This is a genomic window from Devosia sp. SL43 (assembly GCF_021729885.1).
In the GTDB taxonomy this organism is placed as follows: domain Bacteria; phylum Pseudomonadota; class Alphaproteobacteria; order Rhizobiales; family Devosiaceae; genus Devosia.
In genome coordinates this window covers 352,092-371,968 of the sequence record NZ_CP063401.1, presented here as the reverse complement: position 1 = coordinate 371,968, position 19,877 = coordinate 352,092, and the positions used below count along the sequence as shown (strand labels likewise).

Here is a 19,877-nt window from a genome sequence, read left to right as displayed (position 1 = left end):
CAACAGAGATAGGAGAACAAGATGAAGTCTGGTCTCGAAGACGTCGTTGCCGCCGAAACCGTGCTTTCGGATGTCGATGGCAAGAATGGCCGGCTGATCGTGCGCGGGGTGTCGCTGGACGAACTGGTCGTCCACAATAGCTACGAGGATGTGCTCGACCTGCTGTTCGACGGGTTCTTTGACACAAAGGGACTGCGGGCGGCACTGGGGCGGGCCCGTGTGGAGGTGTTTGCTCACGTGGCGCAGACGGACCCCGCGCTGGTCGTCCTGCCCCCGGTGGATGGGATGCGGGCGCTGCTGGCGCGGCTGGACGATGGTCAGGGTCGCGATGCGGCGCTACGGCTTGTTGCTGCCCCAGCCGTATTTACGACTGCCCTGTTGAGGCTCAAGGTCGGACTCACTCCGATCACACCAAACGCAGCACTTTCCCATGCGGCCGACTCACTCCGCATGATGAGCGGGACCATGCCGAGCGCGCAGCAGGTTTCTGCCCTGGATCGCTACCTCGTGACGGTTGCCGATCATGGCCTCAACGCCTCGACTTTTGCGGCGCGGGTCGTCGCCTCGACCCAGGCCGGCTTGACTTCCTCCGTTCTGGCCGCTCTCAGCGCCCTCAAGGGGCCGCTGCATGGCGGTGCGCCTGGACCTGTGCTGGATATGCTCGACGCGGCCGGAACGCCCGCCAATGCACTCGCTTGGCTGGAGAGCGCCTTGGCCAATGGCGAACGTCTGATGGGGTTCGGTCACCGCGTCTATCGCGTGCGCGATCCCCGTGCCGATGCGCTGAAGGGTGCTGTCCGGGTGCTGGCGAGTTCAGGGGCAATCGACCCAGCCCGGTTGGCTCTGGCCGAAGCCGTCGAGGCTGCGGCGCTGGACCTGCTCAAGCGCAAGAAGCCTGACCGGCCGCTCGATACCAACGTCGAGTTCTACACCGCCCTGCTGCTGGAGGCGCTGGGCTTCCCGCGCGAGGCATTCACCTGCGTGTTCGCCATGGGGCGGGTTGGTGGATGGATTGCCCACGCACGAGAACAGGCGATGGATGGTCGGCTGATCCGGCCAATGTCGGTGTATGTGGGTCCGGTGCCGCAGGTGGCGGCCTGACCTTTAGCTGATGCGGTCCAGCCGCCGCTTTTTCATGATGTTCTTGTAATCCCACTGGATCAGCCTGGCTTGCCCGAGCCAGGCCTGCAGTTGCTCGACATCAATCTGGTCCACGACAGTGTAGCGCCTTTCGGCGGCCTTGAAGGTACCTTCGGGCGAAAGGCCGGCGACCTCGAAGGATTGCCCGCTCCAGAACAGCAGACGCACGCAGGACTTGAGCTTGCTGTAGCCCACGACCGGATTTCCGGCCAGGAACCACACCGGATGGGCATGCCAGATCTTGCTCTCGGCATCGTGCAGGCTGTCATCGATCACCTGACGGAGCCGCTCGCAGATGGCCCGATCGTCGGGAAGCTGGAGGGCGTTGTAGTCGTCGATGGTCACCGGCTTGCCGACAGGTCCTTGCGTCATTACGCCCTCCTTCTCGTCCGTCATCGATATGACGAAACGACCTTTTCCGCAAAGGAAGCGCTGGGCTTCCCGCGCGAGGCGTTCACCTGCGTGTTCGCAATTGGGCGAGTTGGTGGGTGGATTGCCACACACGAGAGCAGGCGATGGATCTACGGCTAATCCGGTCGATGTCGGTCTATGATCCGCGGGCCGCTGGCGACCCTAGGATCAAGTTCAAGGCGGTACGATGGATAGGTGACGTTGTTTTCCCTCACACCGGGTCATTCCGGCGAAGGCTGGAATCCATGTCCGGCAGCCTTCTCTAGCGCTGCATTGGGGGCGACATGCGGATATGGATCCCGGCCTTCGCCGGGATGACATCGTAGGTGTGGATACATCGTGACCAAACAAAAGCGCCGGGCTCATCGCCCGGCGCTTTAGATTCTATCGCCTAAAACTCACGCCGTTGCGGGCGTTTCGTCCTTCTTGCGCTCGGAGTAGATGTAGAGCGGACGGACGTCCTTGCCCTTCACCACTTCTTCCGAGATCACCACTTCCTCGACGCCTTCGAGCGATGGCAGGTCGTACATGGTGTCGAGCAGGATGGCTTCCATGATCGAGCGGAGGCCGCGGGCGCCGGTCTTGCGCTCGATGGCCTTCTCGGCGATCGCCTTGAGGGCGTCCTCGTGGAAGGTCAACTCGACCTCTTCCATCTGGAACAGGCGCTGGTACTGGCGAACGAGGGCATTCTTGGGGGCCGACAGGATTTCGATCAGCGCCGGGATGTCCAGGTCTTCCAGAGTCGCCAGCACCGGCAGACGGCCGATGAATTCCGGGATCAGGCCGAAACGGACCAAGTCCTCGGGGGCGACATCGGCGAGAACCTGACCAACGCGACGGTCATTGGGGTCCTTAACGGTGGCGGCAAAGCCGATGCCCGAGCCTTCGCCGCGTGCCGAGATGATCTTTTCGAGCCCGGCAAAGGCGCCGCCGCAGATGAACAGGATGTTGGTCGTATCCACCTGCAGGAATTCCTGCTGCGGATGCTTGCGGCCGCCCTGGGGCGGAACTGAAGCCACGGTGCCTTCCATGATCTTGAGCAAAGCCTGCTGCACGCCTTCACCCGAAACGTCGCGGGTGATGGACGGGTTGTCGGACTTGCGGCTGATCTTGTCGACTTCGTCGATATAGACGATGCCGCGCTGGGCCTTTTCGACATTGTAGTCGGCGGACTGCAGCAGCTTGAGGATGATGTTTTCCACGTCCTCGCCGACATAGCCGGCTTCGGTGAGCGTGGTGGCATCGGCCATCGTGAACGGCACATCCAGAATGCGGGCCAGCGTCTGCGCCAGCAGGGTCTTGCCCGAACCAGTGGGACCGATCAGCAGGATGTTGGACTTGGAAAGCTCAACGTCCTGGTTCTTGGTCGCGTGATGCAGGCGCTTGTAGTGGTTGTGGACGGCCACGGACAGCACGCGCTTGGCGCGGTACTGGCCGATGACGTAGTCGTCGAGCACCTTGCAGATATCGGCTGGTGTCGGCACGCCATCGGAGGACTTGACCATCGAGGTCTTGTTCTCTTCGCGGATGATGTCCATGCACAGCTCGACGCATTCATCACAGATGAACACGGTCGGACCGGCGATCAGCTTGCGAACCTCATGCTGGGATTTCCCGCAGAACGAGCAGTAAAGCGTGTTCTTTGAGGTTTCGCCGTTCGTTGTCTCTTTGGACATCCTGTCACTCCCGGGGGCAGAGCGCCCCCAAAATCGCGCGTTATCGGTGACGGTAACGCTCGAGCCTAAAGAAAGTCTAAGCCGCACCGATCCTAAAGACCGATGCGGCTAGGTGCAATTGCGTGGACATCACAGTCCACGGCGCATCTGCAATGTGCTTAATGGGACGCAATCAGCTGGCCGCGTCCGGCACTGCACGCTTTTCGTGGATCGTGTCGATGATGCCGAAGGTCTTGGCTTCCTCGGGCGACAGGAAGTTGTCGCGCTCGAGAGCACGCTCCACTTCCTCGTAGGTGCGGCCGGTGTGCTTCTCATAAATCTGATTAAGACGACGCTTCAAGCCCTCGACTTCCTTGGCATGAATCAGGATGTCAGTGACCTGACCCTGATAGCCGCCGGACGGCTGGTGGACCATAATGCGCGAGTTCGGCAGCGAGGTACGCATGCCCTTTTCGCCAGCCGCAAGCAGCAGCGAACCCATCGACGCAGCCTGGCCCATGACCATGGTTGCAACCGCAGGGCGGATGAACTGCATTGTGTCGTAGATGCTGAGGCCAGCTGTCACAACGCCGCCAGGCGAATTGATGTAGAGCGCAATTTCCTTTTTCGGGTTTTCCGATTCGAGGAACAGCAGCTGCGCCACGATGAGCGAGGCCATGTTGTCCTCGACCACGCCGGTGACGAAAATGATGCGCTCGCGCAGCAGGCGCGAATAGATGTCGAAGGCGCGTTCGCCGCGGTTGGATTGCTCCACCACCATCGGAACGAGCGTGTTCATGTAGATATCGTGCGGATCCCGCATGTGATGCCCCTTTTGCCGTGCCGGGTCGCGGACCGGGCTGGCGTTCAGCTTAGGTTGGAACACGATCCCTTCCCGAACTCGGACATCGGGGGTCCGGGGATCATGCCTGAATTCGAATCGACGCGACGGTCGATACCAGACTACGCCGCCTTAAGGGCGGGTAAAGGCACAGATAGGCGGCAATGGGGCGGGCTTCAATAGCGGAGGCCGGCGATGTGACGGAAGGGTGAATGGCGGCTTAGGCCGAGAAGCTGACCGCCACGCCCTTCTTCTTAAAATAGGACTGCATGATCTTGCGGCCCTGGCGGTTGGACTGGGCCAGCTTGGCAGGCTCGAACACGGCTTCCTTGGCGCCTTCTTTGGCCATCGCGGCCTTGAGGGCGGCGATGTGCGCGTCCAGCTCTTCGTTGTTGTTCTTGATCGAGGTGTAAATGTTGTCGATGGCCTGGGTCAGGGTCAGGTCGCTGGTCTGGTCGCTCATGGCAGGCTCCGAAAAACTGTTGTCCCCTGCACTAGCGATTTTTTCGGCAGGAGCAAGGCGCTTGCTTCCGGGCGGCGACATCGTAAGGTCGTCTCCTCCCTCCAAGACTTTGATTTCCATGGCCGCCATACTCCAGCTCAAGCCGATCACCGACGTCCCCGACCATCGCCGCGCCAGCGCCAATCCACGCGATCCGGTGTTTTTCCAGAGTCCCTACGCCTTCTATGACCGGCTGCACGCGACCAACCCGACCTTCTTCTGGGAGGAATATGGGCACTGGTGCTTTGCCGGCTTCAGGGATGTGAGCGCCCTGCTCCGCGACAAGCGCTTCGGGCGGGAAATCCTGCATGTGGCGACGCGCGAAGAACTGGGCATGCCTGAGCCCAAGGCGCATACGGCGGCGTTTGACCTGACCGAACAGCATTCGCTGCTCAACCTCGAGCCACCGGGGCATACAAGGTTGCGGACGCTGGTGAACCGGGCTTTCGTGTCACGGCATGTGGAGCAGTTGCGGCCCCGCATCGTCAAACTGGCCAACGAGATGATCGATGGCTTCGAGGGGCAGGACAGCGTCGACCTGATCAAGGCCCTCGCGGCGCCGATCCCGGCGATCATTATCGCAGAGATGATCGGCCTGCCGGCAGAGAGTGCGCCCAAGCTGCTGGCGTGGTCGAACCGGATGGTGGCCATGTATATGTTCGGGGTGAGCCACGAGACCGAGCTCGATGCCGATTCTGCCGCGGCAGAATTCATGGGCTATCTACGCGAGGCGATTGCGGAGCGCCGGAAGCAGCCGCGCGAGGATCTGCTGAGCCATATGCTGACCTCGGATCGCAACGGCGATGTGCTCAGCGACGACGAGGTGATGTCAACGGCCATCCTGCTGCTCAATGCGGGACATGAGGCAACGGTGCACACGACCGGCAATGGGGTGAAGTCGATCCTCGAAAGCGGGCTCGATCCGGCGACGCTGTTTTCGAGTGATGAGCAGACTGAGGCCACGGTTGAGGAGTGCCTGCGCTTTGATGCGCCGCTGCATCTGTTCACGCGCTATGCGTTGAGCGATCTCGAATATGAGGGGCTAAAGCTGCGCAAGGGCGATGTGGTGGGGTTGATGCTGGGGGCCGCCAATCGCGATCCGAAGCGGTTTGCCAATGCCAATACGTTCGATCCGTTCCGCACGGATGGGGCCAATGTGAGTTTTGGGGCCGGGATTCACTTCTGCATCGGGGCGCCGCTGGCGCGGATCGAGCTGCAGGTGGCGTTCAGCGAGCTGTTCAGGCGACTGCCGAAGCTGCGGCTGGCCGAGGCGCCGCAGTACAATGATGTGTACCACTTTCATGGGCTGGAGCGGCTGATGGTGAGTTGGCGCTAGAGGCTCGCCAGCACCCCCGGCACCAACAGCGGCAAATCCTCGCTGATCAGGCCTGGGCCGCCGAACCTGTTCGCCGCCTCGGCATGGAGCCAGACGGCGGCGCAGGCGGCTTCCCAGCCGGTCATGCCCTGCCCCATCAGGCCGGCGGTCATGCCGGCCAGCACGTCGCCTGAGCCGGCTGTGCCAAGCCAGGCCGGGGCGTTGGCGTTGATGGCGGCGCGGCCATCGGGGCTGGCGATGACGGTGTCGCTGCCCTTGAGGATGACCATGGCGCCGGAATGGGCGGCGGCAGAGCGGGCCTTCTCGAGCTTGCCGCCCGGCACGTCGCCGAACAGGCGCTGGAACTCGCCTTCATGCGGAGTCATGACGACCGGGCGAGTGTGGGACTTGATCGCGGCGTAGAGCGCGTCGGCATTGCCGGTGAAGCTCGTGAGTGCATCGGCGTCGAGCACCGTGGCGGCGCCGGAGGCGAGGACCGCGAGAACGCTGTCGCGGGTTGCCGAGCCAATGCCGGCGGCGGGGCCGATGACAACGGCATTCATGCGCTTGTCGGTGAGGAGCTCGGCCAGCGCCGCAGTGTCTTCGGCGGGCTTGAGCATCACGGCGGTGACGTGGGCGGCGTGGACCAGGAGCGCTTCTTCGGAGCCCGTCAGGGACACGACCCCTGCCCCCACGCGAAAGGCGCCCATGGCGGCGAGGCGCGCAGCGCCGGTCTGCAGCGGACCGCCGGAGACGACGACGACGTGACCGCGGTGGAACTTGTTGCTCTCATTGCCGGCGTCAGGGATGGCCCAGAGACTGGGCGTGTTCTGCCAGGCCCGGGCAGCGATGGTGTCGAGGACGGTCGCAGGAATACCGATTTCGGCCAGCACGACCTCGCCGCAGCGGTCGCGGCCGGGTTGCAGCAGATGGCCGGGCTTGAGGCGGAAGAAGGTGACCGTCATGTCAGCGATCATGGTGGGGCCGCGTTCGAGGCCGGTGGCGCCGTCGAGGCCACTGGGGACGTCGATGCTGACAACCGGGCGGGTGCTGGCGTTGACCGCAGTGATGACCTCGGCGAAAGCGCCATCGACGTCACGGTCGAGACCGGCGCCAAGCAAGGCGTCGATGATCAGGTCGGCGTCTTCGATGTCCTTGGCAGTGGGCGGGGCGACCTTGGCCGTCCAGAGGTCGGCCATGGCGGCGGCATCGCCCTTCAGCGCAGCCCGGTCACCGATCAGGCGGAGCTGGACGGGCCAGCCCTTCTGCTTGAGGAGGCGCGCTACCACGAAGCCGTCGCCGCCATTGTTGCCGGGGCCGCAGAGGACTAGCACCGAGCGCTGGTAGTAGCGCTCGATCACGGCCTCGGCGACGGCCTTGCCGGCGGCCTCCATCAGCCTGAGCGACTTGACGCCGGACTGGACGGCTAGGCGATCTGCCTCGGCCATCTGGCGGGGGGTGAGGAGGATGTCGGCGTGGGCGGTGGTCATCGGGTGGTCTCTGTGGGCGGATGCGTTGTGTCTGTATCCGGATTTTGTCCAAACCGCGATGTCATCCCGGCGAAGGCCGGGATCCAGGTCCGCATATCAACCCGGATTCCGAGTTGGTGGCGATCGCCGGACATGGATTCCGGCCTTCGCCGGAATGACACCGCGGGCTGGGGTAGCTCAGGGCACATCACAAAAAGAAAAGCCGCCCATTGCTGGGCGGCTTTGAATATCAGAAGGAAGGCCCCCTCACCCGGCGCTGCGCCGACCCTCGGGTCAAGCCCGAGGGCAGGCCTAAAGCCTAGTGGTGGTGCTCTTCCGGGACTTCGTCTTCGTCGGCCTGGATGAGCTTGGCCAGCTCTTCGCGGGTCATCTTCTTTTCTTCGATCTTGCCCTGGTCGGCGACGAAGTCGACGACCTTGTTCTCGAAGACCGGAGCGCGGAGGCCGGCGAGGGCCTGCGGATTCTTGCGGTAGTAGTCGTAGACCTGCTGTTCCTGGCCGGGGAAGCGACGGACCTCGGCGATGAGCGCCTGTTGGTGCTCTTCCTCGGTGACGTTGACTTCGTTCTGGTTGCCGATTTCGGCGACGACCAGGCCCAGGCGCACGCGGCGCTCGGCGATCTTGCGGTACTGCTCGCGAGCGTCTGCCTCGGTGGTGCCTTCGTCTTCGAAGGACCGACCGTGGCTTTCGACCTCGTGCTGGACGCGGCTCCAGATGGTGGCGAATTCAGCTTCGACCAGCTGGGCCGGAACGTCGAACTTGTGGCCTTCGTCGAGCGCGTCGAGAATCTGGCGCTTGAGGTGCTGGCGGCTCATGGAGGTGAGTGCAGCTTCCATCTGGGTCTTGACGGCGGCGCGCATGGCTTCGACGTTTTCGACGCCAAGGCGCTGGGCAAACTCGTCGTTCAGCTCGCCCTGGTTGGGGCCATCGACGTGCAGGACCGTCACTTCGAAGTCGGCCTTCTTACCGGCCAGCTCTTCGCTCTGGTAATCCTTGGGGAAGGTCACCTGGATTTCGCGGGTCTCGCCCTTCTTCATGCCGACGAGCTGCTCTTCGAAGCCCGGGATGAACTCGCCCGAACCAACGGTCAGGTGAGCGTGATCGGACGTGCCGCCATCGAACGGCTTGCCCTTAATCTTGCCGACGAAAGACAGGCCGAGACGGTCGCCGGTTTCGACGACGCCGTCGTCACCCTTGTCGGTGTACCCACGGTTCTGTGCAAAAACGCGGTTCACTTCGGCGGTGACTTCCTCGTCGGTGATGTCGATCACTGGCTTGACCAGCGGAACACCCTTGAGGTCCATCAGAGCGACGGGCGGCAGGATTTCGTATTCGACTTCGAATGCCAGGTCGGCCTTGCCGTCGAGAACGTCATTGATGACGGCCTGATCGTCGGGCAGATCGACCTTGGGCTGGGCAGCGGCGCGTTCCTTGCGGCCATCCAGGGTGTCCGAGACGGTCGCGTTGATCGCGTCGGTCATCACTTCGGACATGGCCGAGCGACCAAACATCTTCTTGATGTGGGCCAGCGGCACCTTGCCGGGACGGAAGCCCTTGATGTTGGCCTGACCCTTGAGCTCTTCGAGCTTGGCGCCCAGGCGCGTATTGAGGTCGGCGGCCGGAATAGTAACGCTCAGCTTGCGCTTCAGGCCTTCATTGAGGGTTTCGGTAACCTGCATTCGGTTTTATCCCGTAATCATTGACGTGCGGCCAGGTACTGATTGTGGTGCGGGTGAGAGGACTCGAACCTCCACGCCTTGCGGCGCTGGAACCTAAATCCAGTGCGTCTACCAATTCCGCCACACCCGCAAGGGTACCCGCTGGCCGGGTTGGCGATGCATCTATATGAAGATGGAAAGCCCGTCAAAGGCTGGATTGGGGATTTGGCGCGAATGGCTAGTGCGGTATTTGACCAAGGCAAAGCCGTGGCCGGATCGGTCTGAGCAATCGAAGGGCATCGGGCGAGCCATGCGCAAGCATTGCCGTAGCCGACGCACACATCTCGGCTGATGATGTAAAGAAGTCTTTGTCAGGCGTTGTATTTTGAAGAGGCCAGTGCGAGTTTCGCAGTGCCTGCAGCGAGAATTTTATGCGCCCAGATCCATTCGACATGATGAAAAATCAAGCAACCCATGAGGCGCTAGGTGAGCGGATTTTCTACCCCGCTCAGCTTTTCCATTACACCAACACTTTCGGCCTCATCAAAATCGTCTCTGAACGAACAATTCGGCTAACCGACAGTCTGTTCCTCAACGACAAGACCGAGGTTCGTTACGGAGCCGACTTGATCTGGGAGAGACTGAAGGTCTTCACCAAGGATTGGCCAATAGGTAGAGACCTGGCCCTGGCTCGACGCGTTGTTCGAGAGGCCACAAAATATAGTATCAGCGACCGCTTGGCCGTCTTTTGCATGAGCGGCCACGGAGAGTTGCTAAATCAGTTCAGAGATTATGGCAAAGGCGTTCAGGCCTTCTCGGTCGCCTTTGAGCCGCAAGAGCTGATGAATCAGTTGGCCTACCAAGTGCCTGCAGACGAACTAGTCTATCCAGCCATCATTAAGGTGATCTACGATCAGGTTTCTCAGGCAAGGATCGTTGATAACTTGCTCGCTCGGCTCTACGCCAAAGCCAAGGAGCTCGCCCAGGACAAGACTATCACCCTTTCCGAGCGACGCGATCTCATCGGAATGGCAGCCTCACAACTGCACTACTGCATGGTTCAGTTTAAGCATCCTGCATTTGAGGCAGAGCAAGAATACCGCCTAGTCGTTACCCTTCCCGATCTGACCAGCGCGAACATCCCCGTAGAATTTGACGAGTCACCTATGGGCCCTCGGCCTTATTACCTGCTGCGTTTCCGTAAAGGCCTGTTGCCCATCAGCGGCCTCATCGTCGGACCAGGCGACCACACTGACGTGGCGCTGGCAGGAGCAAGGCTGTTACTAGAGGCCAAGGTTCCAACGCTCGTTCCAGTGTCGATAATGGACGCGCCTCTACGGCGATAGCACAACTATTGCGCGTCAATTTCCTCGCCAGGAGGGGATCGCTCATTCAGCCTTCCTCATTGCGAGTTCGAGGTGCGCCAGTGCCACGTGAGCAGTTGAGTAACTAGGAGGGTGATTTGGCCGGAATGGCAAACACCGTGGTGATTAGCCCTTGCTCCACCACGAACATTACAGCGGTCTCGATCGGCTGCTCGTCGAGGCCATGGATCAGTTCGTGATCGATGACCGTGTTGCCGACCACCATGCGGTTGACCAGTTCAGCCCGCAGGCCTTCATGGATGAAGCGCTGGGTGGCGTAGAAGTGGCCATAGGCTTCTCTGCCGACCAATAGCGGGGTCATGTTCGGGAGGCGAAAGCTGCGTATGTTGTCGGCAAAGGCTGAGAGAAACAGCGGCAGGTCGCGCTTGTTATAGGCCTCGAATTGCAGCTCAACGCATTGCTCTGGCGTCATTCTGGTCATTGTTTTGCAGTCGCTCCCAAGGCCACTGAACTGCTGCACAAATCTTGTGCATGGTGATACTGTTTTGACCATAGCTATGTCGAGCACGGCCAATCATTGCATGAGGCAATTGCAGTAAGCTATTCGTTGCACAAGCATTTTTTTATCGTCGCCACGCGTGGCACACCCCGTGCATACGAGGCTGCGGTATCCGCCGCTTGCGGCTAGTGGAGGCTCAAATGAAAAAAATCGAGGCTATCGTAAAGCCGTTCAAGCTCGACGAAGTCAAAGAGGCGCTTCAGGAAGTTGGCCTGCAGGGCATCACCGTGACCGAAGCCAAGGGCTTTGGTCGCCAGAAGGGCCATACCGAACTGTATCGCGGCGCCGAATATGTCGTGGATTTTCTGCCCAAGGTGAAAGTCGAGGTCGTGTGCCCCGACGAGCTGGCGGAAAAGGCCATCGAGGCGATCCGCAATGCCGCGCAAACCGGTCGCATTGGCGACGGCAAGATCTTCGTCTACTCGATCGAGCAGGCGATCCGCATCCGTACCGGAGAATTCGGCGACGACGCGCTCTAGGGCCCTGCCCGACCGCTTCGTGCCGCATCGAACAACAAGCATCCTAATTTAACAGGGGTAATTGAATGACCACAGCAGCCGATATTCTCAAGCGCATCAAGGACGAGAACATCAAGTATGTCGACCTGCGCTTTACCGACATGCGCGGCAAGCTGCAGCATGTGACCTTCGATCAGACCATGATCGACGAAGACATCTTCGAAGAAGGCACGATGTTCGACGGCTCCTCGATCGCCGGCTGGAAGGCCATTAACGAGTCCGACATGGTGCTGATGCCCGATCCGGACTCGGCCTACATGGACCCCTTCTTCGGCGCGTCCACCCTAGCCATCAACTGCGACATTCTCGAGCCGCTGACCTACCAGCCCTATAGCCGCGATCCGCGCACCACGGCCAAGAAGGCCGAAGCGTATGTGAAGGAACTCGGGATCGGCGACAGCGTCTATTTCGGACCCGAGCCCGAATTCTTCATCTTCGACGACGTCCGCTACTCGAACACGACCTACAAGGTTGGTTTCTCGGTCGACTCGTCGGAACTGCCGACCAACAACGACACCGAATACGAGGCCGGCAATAACGGCCACCATATCGCGATCAAGAAGGGCTACTTCCCGGTTCCGCCGCTGGACACCGCCCAGGACATGCGTGGCGAGATGCTCGCCGCAATGGGCGAAATGGGCGTGCCGATCGAAAAGCACCACCACGAAGTGGCTTCGGCCCAGCACGAACTCGGCATCAAGTTCTGCCCGATCATCAAGGCCGCTGACTCGGTCCAGATCTACAAGTACGTGATCCAGCAGGTCGCCAATGCCTATGGTAAGACCGCAACCTTCATGCCGAAGCCTGTCTATGGCGATAACGGCTCGGGCATGCACTGCCATCAGTCGATCTGGAAGGACGGCAAGCCGCTGTTTGCCGGCGACCAGTATGCCGGCCTGTCGATGGACGCACTCTACTATATCGGCGGCATCATCAAGCATGCCAAGTCGATCAACGCCTTCTCGAACCCGACGACCAACAGCTACAAGCGCCTGGTCCCCGGCTTCGAAGCACCGGTGCTGCTGGCCTATTCGGCTCGCAACCGTTCGGCTTCCTGCCGTATCCCGCACGGCATTTCGCCCAAGGCGAAGCGCGTCGAGATCCGCTTCCCCGATCCGCTGGCAAACCCGTACCTGGCCTTCGCTGCCATGCTGATGGCTGGCCTCGACGGCATCAAGAACAAGATCCACCCCGGCGAGCCGATGGACAAGGATCTGTACGAGCTGCCGAAGGAAGAACTCAAGCAGATCCCGACCGTTTGCGGTTCGCTGCGTGAAGCGCTCGAAAGCCTCGACAAGGATCGCGAATACCTGCTGGCTGGCGGTGTGTTCGATAACGACCAGATCGACAGCTATATCGAGCTGAAGATGACGGAAGTCATCAAGTTCGAGCACACCCCGCATCCGGTGGAATACGAGATGTACTACTCGGCCTAAGGGTCAGTGGTGATGAAATGACGAAGGGCCCCGCAAGGGGCCCTTTTGTTTGGCTGGCGCTTTGAGCCACGATGGCCGGGTGAGCGCTCAGTAGCCGTAGTCGGTCAGATCGTTCAGCTCGCCTTCGTCGGTGTCGATGTGCCTGGCCTTGAGCACCGCAACAGCCTCGCTCCATTCATCGGGGGCTGCCAGCAGATCCTCGATGTCGTCGCCGCGCTGCGGATTGTCGAAGTGCACGGCAAAGCCGACGTCGAACAGGCGGACCACCGTGCCGGCAACCTGGCCGACGGTCAGCGTCTGACCGATGGCGGGGTCGAGTTCGGCAGAGACGGCGGCGCCGGAGGCGGAATAGTCGACGATCAGGCAAGGTTGCACGCTGCCATCGGCCAGGATGACGACCGAGCGCGGATCGCCCGGCATGAAGCGCTTTTCGGCCCGCTTGTCGGCAACGCCGGTCCAGATGCGATCCCGGAAGGCATCGATGCGGGCGGAAAGCTCGTTACGCTTGCTGGTGTCGGCATCGACGTCGACGACGAAGCCGTCGACGACATGCCTGGTAATGCGGCCATGCAGCGTGCCGAAGGGTCCGAAGGATGCGGTGATCACGTCGCCAACCTTGCCGACCACTGGGGCCGCGGCAACAAAGGATGTCGGCGACACAGAACGCAGGCGGCAGGCAAAGACGTTGACGCCGCGCAGGCTGCTGCGATTGCCAAGCACATAGCGGCCGGTGACGGCGCCAACATGCAGATTGTCGTCGACGGCGCTGTTCAAAGTCATGAGTACCCCTCAAACACTCAAAAACATCGGATCAGGCTAGTTCGCTGCGGTGTAGCAGCTGTTGATATTTGCCAGATCTCGATTCAATTGCCCGCAAAACAAGAATTCAGCGTGAACTACGGGTAAATGCGGAGCCTCTATAGCGTCGGTGGCGCCATCATGATTTCGAGCTGGTCCAATGGCTGGACCTGCAGGAATTGCAAGGCAAAGCCAACTTCGAGCATGCGCACCACGCGGCCCACGAGTTTGCCAACCGCCATGGGAGTGCCAAGGTCGGGCCATACCTGGGCGGAGACAGCGACCCCCGACTGGGAGATATCGATGACGAAGCACGGCACCGTCGCGCCGTCGGCCAGGGTGATAATGGTCCTGGGGTCGCGCGGCAGGATGCGCTTGTGCTCGCGTTTGTCGGGCATCTGTTCGTGGACATGCTTCTTGCGCCAGACGATCTTGCCGCCAAGCTTGTTTCGTTCGGCCGGGCTCAGCATCAGTTCAAGCACAAAGCCAGATGGCAGGCGGCGGACGATGCGACCGCGCAGAATGCCGAACTCATCGAAATGGGCCGTGACGATCTCGCCCTCGGCGCCGACCATCGGTCCGACCACAACGGCCAGGCGAGTCGAGATGGAGCACAGGCGACAGGCATAGACCGCCACCTTGCCGTCCGGCCCGTCCTTGCGATCGGGCAAGGCATAGCGACCGGCAACGGCGCCGATAAATCGCACATCGTGCCAGTCGTAATGTGAGCGCGACGGAGTTGTGGCCCCGTCTGCATCCAGCGACATGGGCCCCATTCCCCATTCGTTCCCGTTGCGAATGAAAGATAGGGAAAACTCCTTAAAGACTTTTCCCATTTATCGGCATCGGCAGCGATTTCCAGACGGGTTGAACTGGTTCTGTATCCGTATCTTTCCGGACTAATTACCTTCCAACGCCATCGCCTCGAAGAACGGCTCAGGACCATCGATCTCCTTGAGTCGCTTGCCCTCGATCAAGAAAAACCGACTACCCAGGCCACGGACAAAACTGCGGTCGTGCGAGACCAGGATACAGGTCGCGCCATGCGCCAGGATTTCGTCCTCCAGGCGCTCCTGGCCGGGGATGTCGACGTGGTTAGTCGGCTCGTCGAGCAGGTAGAAGTTCGGTTCGAGTAGACGCAAAGCCAGAAGGCCCAGGCGGGCCCGCTGGCCAAAGGAGAGTTCGGCGATCCGCCGATCCTGTTTCTCCAACGGAAAGCCGGCGGCAGCCAGCAGAGCCATGCTGCGCTGGTCACCCTTGTCGAACTGACCGGTGATGTAGTCGATTGGCGAGCGCCTGTTGGGCAGGAAGCTCATGGCCTGGTCGACATAGCCGGGCACGACCTGCGGACTGGCGCGGACACCCGGAGTCTCCGAGCCCGTCATGGCGCGGTGGACCAGCCCCATGAACTGGGACTTGCCCGTGCCATTGCGCCCAAGGATGACCAGTCGGTCGCCCTGGAAGATATGCAGCTTCTCGATGCGGAACAGTTTTTCGCCAGGCGGGGTGGTGACATCGACATTCTCGATGGCCACCATCACCTTGGCCTGCGCGCCGCTATTGCCAAGACGAATTTCGCCGCTGCGCTCCTTGTGCAGGGACAGAACGGCGGTTTCGATCTTCTCGGCGCGCTCGCGGAGGTATTTCGACTTTACGACGAGGAGGTCGCTGCCAGAGTTTATGCCGATATTGGTGAGCTTGGCGGCCTGCTTGCGCAGGCGACTGACCTCCTTGAGGTCCTTTTCGCGCTTGGCTTCGGCGAATTCGTCAGCCTCCGCCAGGGCAATGCGGGCCTTGCTGTAGGGCAAAGCAAAATAGTGGCTGGTATCGGGCCGCAGGAACAGGGTGCGATTGGTGGTGGCATCGAGGAAATGCCGATCGTGGCTGGCGATGACCACGGGGATGTTGCGGGCTGCCTGGTTGAGCCAGTTCTCGAGTTGATAGAGCTTGCCGAGGTCAAGATGGTTGGTCGGCTCGTCCAGCAGCAGAGCATCCGGTTGTAGCACCCAGCAGCGGGCGATCAGCGCGATGCGCTGCCAACCGCCGCTGAGCTGGTTGAGCGGGCGATGCCGCATGGCGTCCGGGGTTTCGAATTCGTCCAGCACGACATCGACACGCCAGCTATCGGTTTCGCGGTCGGCGACCGGCAGGGCCTCAAGCACAGCCTCATAGAGCGTCAGCGACATGCTTGCGGGTGGCATGTCCTGCTCGACATAGCCGACCTGCAGGCCACGGGAGCGGACGATATCGCCTGAGGTCAGCTCGCCCTGCCCCGCCATGGCACGCAGCAAAGTGGTCTTGCCGCGGCCGTTGCCGGCGACGAGGCCGACGCGGTCGCCGTCCGATACAACGAAATTGAGGTTGGAGAAGAGCGTGTCGGTGGCCACAAGGCCGGCATTGCGAAGGCTGATCGAACCCATTTTAGTCTCACTGGTGCGGCGCCTATGCGCCAAAAGCCATCAGACGGCGGTCAATGACCGCCACGAAGGGCAAACCAGAATGGGAAATCGCGAAATGCGTCCGAACCCTTACCGGTCAGCCCTGCAGCTGCTGCCACAGGGCGTAAACGGGGCCACGCGAACGGTGCTCGAACTGAAATGTCATCGGGCCCTCCTCTTCGCTGGCGACTGGACCGGTTGGATCAATAGCCTTGCCGGCCGCGAAAATCAATTCGCTGCCGATCAGACCAGATAAAACAGGGTAGAAACCAGAAACAGCGCCCCAATACGCGGGACGGAGAGCTTGGCCAGCCGGTACGCAATACCTGAAAACCCGGCATGCGGCCAAACACCGATAGCAACCGAACCAGCCGGGTTCTGATACGCAGAACGAAGATCCCTGATGGCCCGCATACGGCAACTCCAGACAAAAACCGTATGACGTTTGTTCTACCAGCGCACGTTTAAGAAAGTGCTTTCAAGAAGCAAACGGAACGTAAACCGCGCGCCCGATCTTGGGACGGTTTTGTTCCTATCGGGCGACTTAGCCTGCCTGGCGCAGGCGTTGCCGACCTTCGATCTCACCAGTGCAGAAGTTGAAATCGAGCAGATAGACCCAGCCGCCCTTGGTTGCGCGAACCTGGATGTTGCTCTCTTTAGGAACATTGAGAGCAATGTTGCTGTAGCCCAGACCCGCGACGGTTTCGCGGATCTGGTGGTCGGTCATGCAGATGAGGTGTTCGGGCGCGAAGAAATCCGAGGGTTCGTCGCCGAAGAAGATGCCGAACCCCTGCGCTTGGGCGGGCGCCGCGAGGCCGCCCACCAGTAGCATTGCCGTCATCAGGACAGCTGCGAACCTCGTCATTGCTCTTCTCCTTGCGACGCCCTCAGGCATCAGTTGCCGAAGTTGAAATGCAGCCCGAAACCGCCTCCATTGCCGAAAGCCGGGCGAATGGCCCTGATGCGGCTGACTTCGCCACTGCATTTGTCAACGCGCATCGAATAGAGCCAGTTGCGATAGACAGCGCGCACCTCGACCCGCTGGCGGTTCAGCTCGCGCGAGATTTCGACGCGGGTGAAGCCGTAGGCCGCAATGCCGCGGCGGACTTCGCGATTGGTGAGGCAGCGAAATTGGAAATCGTCCTGATTGCCCTGACCGAAGGTCTGTGAGCGCTGGGTTTCCTGGCCCTGGTTACCGGGCACCTGCAGGCTGAAGCCGCCAATGGAGTCCTGCGCAAAGGCAGCAGGCATTGATGAGACCGAAGCGGCGCCGAGGGTAAGGGCAACCACGGCGACACGGGCAATGGTATGGATCGGGGTCATGGCAAATCTCCTAAGTAGATCGATGAAGCAGCCCCCAAGAGGCACAGGTATCGCTCCCGACGCTTGAACCGAACCGGAACCCGCCATTCATCCGGGGTTCAGGTTTTGTGGGGAAAGCACTGGCGTCAATCGGGTCGCGCCGCGTGCATGGTTTGGCCTGAGGTATAGTACAAAGCGGAAACGCCTGATTCGGGCGGCAGAGACGGGACGTGCATGTCGCAAGCTGAAGACCTATTTGGCGGTGGAGATGAACCCGAGCGCGTGACGCCGGAGCCGGCGCGACCTGCGCCAAAGGCCTCCCCTGTCTCGGGGCCGGGCTCCTACTCAGCTGCCGATATCGAGGTGCTTGAAGGCCTGGAGCCGGTGCGCCGGCGGCCGGGCATGTATATCGGCGGCACCGACGCCAATGCGCTGCATCACTTGTTTGCCGAAGTCATCGACAATTCGATGGACGAGGCCATTGCCGGCCACGCGACCCGTATCGAGGTGCATCTGGGCACCGATGGCTACATCACCGTGACCGATAACGGCCGCGGCATTCCGGTCGAGAACCATCCCAAATATCCCGGGCGGTCGACGCTCGAGATCGTCCACACCGTGCTGCATGCCGGCGGCAAGTTCGACTCCAAGGCCTACGAAACCTCGGGCGGCCTGCATGGCGTCGGTGTTTCGGTGGTCAATGCGCTGTCCGACGACATGGTTGTCGAGGTGGCGCGCGAGCAGCAGCTCCACCGCTTACGGTTTTCCCGTGGCAAGCCACAGGGCGAGATCGAGCATCTGGGCCGGGTGAACAACCGACGCGGGACGACGACACGCTTCCATCCCGACCCGCAAATCTTTGGCGAGCAGGCGCATTTCGTGGCCGAGCGCCTGTTCCGCATGACGCGGGCCAAGGCTTACCTCTTCGGCGGCGTCGAACTGCGCTGGAGCTGCGACGAAGAGCTGAGCAAGCCGGATGTGCCGGCCAAGGCAGTGTTCCACTACCCTGATGGCCTGCGCGATTTCATGAACGCCCGCATCGAGGGCGAGACGCGGATCGTCGACGAGCTGTTCGCCGGTAGCCACGGCAAGCCGGGCACCCATGGCGCGGTCGAATGGGCCGTCGCCTGGACGCTGGGCGACGGCGGCGTGTCGTCCTACTGCAATACCGTGCCGACGCCCGACGGCGGCACGCATGAAGCCGGCTTGCGGACGGCTCTGCTGCGCGGGCTCAAGAACTATGCCGAGCTGACCAAGAACAAGCAGGCGGCGATCCTGACCGCCGAGGACGTGTTCGCCCATTGCAGCGCCATGCTGTCGGTCTTTGTGCGCGAGCCCGAATTCGTCGGCCAGACCAAGGACAAGCTGGCCTCCGGCGAGGCAACGCGCATCGTCGACACCGCCCTGCGCGACGCCTTCGACCATTGGCTCGCGGCCTCGCCCAACCAGGCGGGCAAGCTGATGGATTGGGCCATCGAGCGGGCCGAGGAGCGCTTGCGCAGGCGCAAGGAAAAGGAAATCGACCGGGCTAGCGCCACGCGCAAACTGCGGCTGCCCGGCAAGTTGGCTGACTGTACGCAGACGGCAGCGCAAGGGGCGGAGCTGTTCATCGTCGAGGGTGACTCGGCAGGAGGTTCGGCCAAGCAGGCGCGCAATCGCCAGAGCCAGGCCGTTTTGCCGCTGCGCGGCAAGATTCTGAACGTGGCGGGCGCCAGCCGCGAGAAGATGCAGGCGAGCCAGCTGATCTCGGACCTGATCCAGGCGCTAGGCTGCGGCACACGCGACCGCTATCGCGAAGATGACCTGCGCTACGACAAAATCATCATCATGACCGACGCCGACGTGGATGGCGCCCATATCGCGTCGCTGCTGATCACCTTCTTCTTCCAGGAGATGCCCAAGCTGATCGATGGCGGGCATCTCTACCTGGCCTTGCCGCCGCTCTATCGCATGTCGCAGGGGGCCAAAACGCTCTATGCCCGCGATGACGCGCATAAGGAAGAGTTGCTGGCAACCGAGTTCACCGGCAAGGGCAAGGTGGACATGACCCGGTTCAAAGGCCTGGGCGAGATGCCGTTCGCGCATCTGCGCGAGACGACGATGTCGCCGAAGTCGCGGACCTTGCTGCAGGTCAAGGTGCGGGACGATCTCGATGCCACGCGGATCAGCGTGGATCGGCTGATGGGCACCAAGCCAGAAGCACGGTTCGACTTCATCCAGGAGAACGCGCAGTTTGTGACGGATCTGGATATCTGAGGGCGCCTTGAGTTGTGCCGGACCGTCAGTCGACACCCTCCGCCTTGCGGGGAGGGATCAAGGGTGGGGGTGTGGGCCACGAACGCCGGACTTGCGGAGAGATACCCCCTTCCTGCTCGATCTACGGACTTAGCAAGGGCTAAGTCCTATCCGTTTCTCTCCCCACAAAAAGGGGGAGGGTAGTCGACTGACGCCCCTGTGACGTATAAAGACCTTGCCGATTAACCCCCACCC

Annotated in this window: 19 protein-coding genes, 1 tRNA gene and 1 pseudogene; 7 read left to right on the top strand and 14 right to left on the bottom strand. The window is 61.4% G+C overall.

What is annotated here, in order from left to right; genetic code table 11:
- Positions 1–21 precede the first annotated feature (21 nt).
- Positions 22–1,101: a citrate synthase/methylcitrate synthase gene (locus IM737_RS01815; RefSeq protein WP_236897859.1), complete on the top strand. Its 1,080-nt coding sequence runs from the start codon at positions 22–24 to the stop codon at positions 1,099–1,101.
- A gap of 3 nt (positions 1,102–1,104) precedes the next feature.
- Here IM737_RS01815 and IM737_RS01810 read toward each other — a convergent pair whose 3' ends face one another.
- Positions 1,105–1,512 carry a DUF1801 domain-containing protein gene (locus IM737_RS01810; RefSeq protein ID WP_236897857.1) on the bottom strand — a complete coding sequence of 136 codons (408 nt, stop codon included), beginning with the start codon at positions 1,510–1,512 and terminating at the stop codon, positions 1,105–1,107.
- A gap of 54 nt (positions 1,513–1,566) precedes the next feature.
- On the opposite strand from IM737_RS01810, the pseudogene IM737_RS01805 reads away from it, so the two are divergent.
- Positions 1,567–1,691: pseudogene (locus IM737_RS01805) on the top strand (citrate/2-methylcitrate synthase); the annotation flags it as partial.
- A gap of 258 nt (positions 1,692–1,949) precedes the next feature.
- Here IM737_RS01805 and clpX read toward each other — a convergent pair.
- The 3 genes from clpX to IM737_RS01790 form a co-directional block, all read right to left on the bottom strand.
- Entirely contained in the window at positions 1,950–3,227 is a 1,278-nt protein-coding gene (gene clpX / locus IM737_RS01800) for an ATP-dependent Clp protease ATP-binding subunit ClpX (RefSeq protein WP_236897855.1), read from the bottom strand.
- A 172-nt stretch (positions 3,228–3,399) separates the two neighbouring features.
- Complete coding sequence (locus tag IM737_RS01795; RefSeq protein ID WP_236899835.1) at positions 3,400–4,029, bottom strand: ATP-dependent Clp protease proteolytic subunit; 630 nt, start codon at positions 4,027–4,029, stop codon at positions 3,400–3,402.
- A gap of 238 nt (positions 4,030–4,267) precedes the next feature.
- Positions 4,268–4,510 carry a hypothetical protein gene (locus IM737_RS01790; RefSeq protein ID WP_236897854.1) on the bottom strand — a complete coding sequence of 81 codons (243 nt, stop codon included), beginning with the start codon at positions 4,508–4,510 and terminating at the stop codon, positions 4,268–4,270.
- Between the two features lie 118 nt (positions 4,511–4,628).
- On the opposite strand from IM737_RS01790, the gene IM737_RS01785 reads away from it, so the two are divergent.
- A complete protein-coding gene (locus IM737_RS01785) occupies positions 4,629–5,885 on the top strand; it encodes a cytochrome P450 (protein ID WP_236897852.1) in 1,257 nt (418 codons plus the stop codon).
- Here the strand turns inward: IM737_RS01785 and IM737_RS01780 are convergent.
- From IM737_RS01780 to IM737_RS01770, 3 genes are all read right to left on the bottom strand, one after another.
- Positions 5,882–7,354 (bottom strand): NAD(P)H-hydrate epimerase, encoded by a 1,473-nt coding sequence (locus IM737_RS01780; RefSeq protein ID WP_236897851.1) that lies wholly within the window; start codon positions 7,352–7,354, stop codon positions 5,882–5,884. The genes IM737_RS01785 and IM737_RS01780 overlap by 4 nt on opposite strands.
- Before the next feature lie 298 nt (positions 7,355–7,652).
- Positions 7,653–9,032: a trigger factor gene (gene tig / locus IM737_RS01775; protein ID WP_236897850.1), complete on the bottom strand. Its 1,380-nt coding sequence runs from the start codon at positions 9,030–9,032 to the stop codon at positions 7,653–7,655.
- A 45-nt stretch (positions 9,033–9,077) separates the two neighbouring features.
- Positions 9,078–9,162, bottom strand: a tRNA-Leu gene (locus tag IM737_RS01770).
- Positions 9,163–9,442: 280 nt separating this feature from the next.
- Between IM737_RS01770 and IM737_RS01765 the strand changes: the two genes are divergently transcribed.
- Positions 9,443–10,357 carry a DUF2971 domain-containing protein gene (locus IM737_RS01765; protein WP_236897849.1) on the top strand — a complete coding sequence of 305 codons (915 nt, stop codon included), beginning with the start codon at positions 9,443–9,445 and terminating at the stop codon, positions 10,355–10,357.
- 103 nt (positions 10,358–10,460) lie between these two features.
- Here IM737_RS01765 and IM737_RS01760 read toward each other — a convergent pair whose 3' ends face one another.
- Positions 10,461–10,817: a nuclear transport factor 2 family protein gene (locus IM737_RS01760; protein WP_236897848.1), complete on the bottom strand. Its 357-nt coding sequence runs from the start codon at positions 10,815–10,817 to the stop codon at positions 10,461–10,463.
- 218 nt (positions 10,818–11,035) lie between these two features.
- On the opposite strand from IM737_RS01760, the gene IM737_RS01755 reads away from it, so the two are divergent.
- Both IM737_RS01755 and glnA read left to right on the top strand, forming a co-directional pair.
- Positions 11,036–11,374, top strand: coding sequence for a P-II family nitrogen regulator (locus tag IM737_RS01755; protein WP_035079039.1), 339 nt, complete (start codon positions 11,036–11,038; stop codon positions 11,372–11,374).
- 65 nt (positions 11,375–11,439) lie between these two features.
- The gene (gene glnA / locus IM737_RS01750) at positions 11,440–12,849 is read left to right on the top strand and encodes a type I glutamate--ammonia ligase (RefSeq protein ID WP_236897847.1); all 1,410 of its coding nucleotides are present in this window, start codon (positions 11,440–11,442) and stop codon (positions 12,847–12,849) included.
- Positions 12,850–12,936: 87 nt separating this feature from the next.
- Here the strand turns inward: glnA and IM737_RS01745 are convergent, their stop codons facing one another.
- From IM737_RS01745 to IM737_RS01720, 6 genes are all read right to left on the bottom strand, one after another.
- Positions 12,937–13,629, bottom strand: a complete 693-nt coding sequence (locus IM737_RS01745; RefSeq protein ID WP_236897844.1) for a PilZ domain-containing protein — start codon at positions 13,627–13,629, stop codon at positions 12,937–12,939.
- 137 nt (positions 13,630–13,766) lie between these two features.
- Entirely contained in the window at positions 13,767–14,414 is a 648-nt protein-coding gene (locus IM737_RS01740; RefSeq protein ID WP_236897842.1) for a PilZ domain-containing protein, read from the bottom strand.
- Between the two features lie 132 nt (positions 14,415–14,546).
- Positions 14,547–16,067 (bottom strand): ATP-binding cassette domain-containing protein, encoded by a 1,521-nt coding sequence (locus IM737_RS01735; RefSeq protein ID WP_236897840.1) that lies wholly within the window; start codon positions 16,065–16,067, stop codon positions 14,547–14,549.
- Between the two features lie 261 nt (positions 16,068–16,328).
- A complete protein-coding gene (locus tag IM737_RS01730) occupies positions 16,329–16,499 on the bottom strand; it encodes a hypothetical protein (RefSeq protein ID WP_236897838.1) in 171 nt (56 codons plus the stop codon).
- 130 nt (positions 16,500–16,629) lie between these two features.
- Complete coding sequence (locus tag IM737_RS01725) at positions 16,630–16,950, bottom strand: hypothetical protein (protein WP_236897836.1); 321 nt, start codon at positions 16,948–16,950, stop codon at positions 16,630–16,632.
- 29 nt (positions 16,951–16,979) lie between these two features.
- A complete protein-coding gene (locus tag IM737_RS01720; protein ID WP_236897834.1) occupies positions 16,980–17,408 on the bottom strand; it encodes a hypothetical protein in 429 nt (142 codons plus the stop codon).
- A 213-nt stretch (positions 17,409–17,621) separates the two neighbouring features.
- Between IM737_RS01720 and parE the strand changes: the two genes are divergently transcribed.
- A complete protein-coding gene (gene parE, locus IM737_RS01715) occupies positions 17,622–19,643 on the top strand; it encodes a DNA topoisomerase IV subunit B (RefSeq protein ID WP_236897833.1) in 2,022 nt (673 codons plus the stop codon).
- Positions 19,644–19,877 lie beyond the last annotated feature (234 nt).

What these genes read in the sequence shown, in the direction of transcription:
- IM737_RS01815 (WP_236897859.1), top strand. Translation starts at nt 22, where the DNA reads ATGAAGTCTGGTCTCGAAGACGTCGTTGCCGCCGAAACCGTGCTTTCG.
- IM737_RS01810 (WP_236897857.1), bottom strand. Translation starts at nt 1,512, where the DNA reads ATGACGCAAGGACCTGTCGGCAAGCCGGTGACCATCGACGACTACAAC.
- clpX (WP_236897855.1), bottom strand. Translation starts at nt 3,227, where the DNA reads ATGTCCAAAGAGACAACGAACGGCGAAACCTCAAAGAACACGCTTTAC.
- IM737_RS01795 (WP_236899835.1), bottom strand. Translation starts at nt 4,029, where the DNA reads ATGCGGGATCCGCACGATATCTACATGAACACGCTCGTTCCGATGGTG.
- IM737_RS01790 (WP_236897854.1), bottom strand. Translation starts at nt 4,510, where the DNA reads ATGAGCGACCAGACCAGCGACCTGACCCTGACCCAGGCCATCGACAAC.
- IM737_RS01785 (WP_236897852.1), top strand. Translation starts at nt 4,629, where the DNA reads ATGGCCGCCATACTCCAGCTCAAGCCGATCACCGACGTCCCCGACCAT.
- IM737_RS01780 (WP_236897851.1), bottom strand. Translation starts at nt 7,354, where the DNA reads ATGACCACCGCCCACGCCGACATCCTCCTCACCCCCCGCCAGATGGCC.
- tig (WP_236897850.1), bottom strand. Translation starts at nt 9,032, where the DNA reads ATGCAGGTTACCGAAACCCTCAATGAAGGCCTGAAGCGCAAGCTGAGC.
- IM737_RS01765 (WP_236897849.1), top strand. Translation starts at nt 9,443, where the DNA reads ATGCGCCCAGATCCATTCGACATGATGAAAAATCAAGCAACCCATGAG.
- IM737_RS01760 (WP_236897848.1), bottom strand. Translation starts at nt 10,817, where the DNA reads ATGACCAGAATGACGCCAGAGCAATGCGTTGAGCTGCAATTCGAGGCC.
- IM737_RS01755 (WP_035079039.1), top strand. Translation starts at nt 11,036, where the DNA reads ATGAAAAAAATCGAGGCTATCGTAAAGCCGTTCAAGCTCGACGAAGTC.
- glnA (WP_236897847.1), top strand. Translation starts at nt 11,440, where the DNA reads ATGACCACAGCAGCCGATATTCTCAAGCGCATCAAGGACGAGAACATC.
- IM737_RS01745 (WP_236897844.1), bottom strand. Translation starts at nt 13,629, where the DNA reads ATGACTTTGAACAGCGCCGTCGACGACAATCTGCATGTTGGCGCCGTC.
- IM737_RS01740 (WP_236897842.1), bottom strand. Translation starts at nt 14,414, where the DNA reads ATGTCGCTGGATGCAGACGGGGCCACAACTCCGTCGCGCTCACATTAC.
- IM737_RS01735 (WP_236897840.1), bottom strand. Translation starts at nt 16,067, where the DNA reads ATGGGTTCGATCAGCCTTCGCAATGCCGGCCTTGTGGCCACCGACACG.
- IM737_RS01730 (WP_236897838.1), bottom strand. Translation starts at nt 16,499, where the DNA reads ATGCGGGCCATCAGGGATCTTCGTTCTGCGTATCAGAACCCGGCTGGT.
- IM737_RS01725 (WP_236897836.1), bottom strand. Translation starts at nt 16,950, where the DNA reads ATGACGAGGTTCGCAGCTGTCCTGATGACGGCAATGCTACTGGTGGGC.
- IM737_RS01720 (WP_236897834.1), bottom strand. Translation starts at nt 17,408, where the DNA reads ATGACCCCGATCCATACCATTGCCCGTGTCGCCGTGGTTGCCCTTACC.
- parE (WP_236897833.1), top strand. Translation starts at nt 17,622, where the DNA reads ATGTCGCAAGCTGAAGACCTATTTGGCGGTGGAGATGAACCCGAGCGC.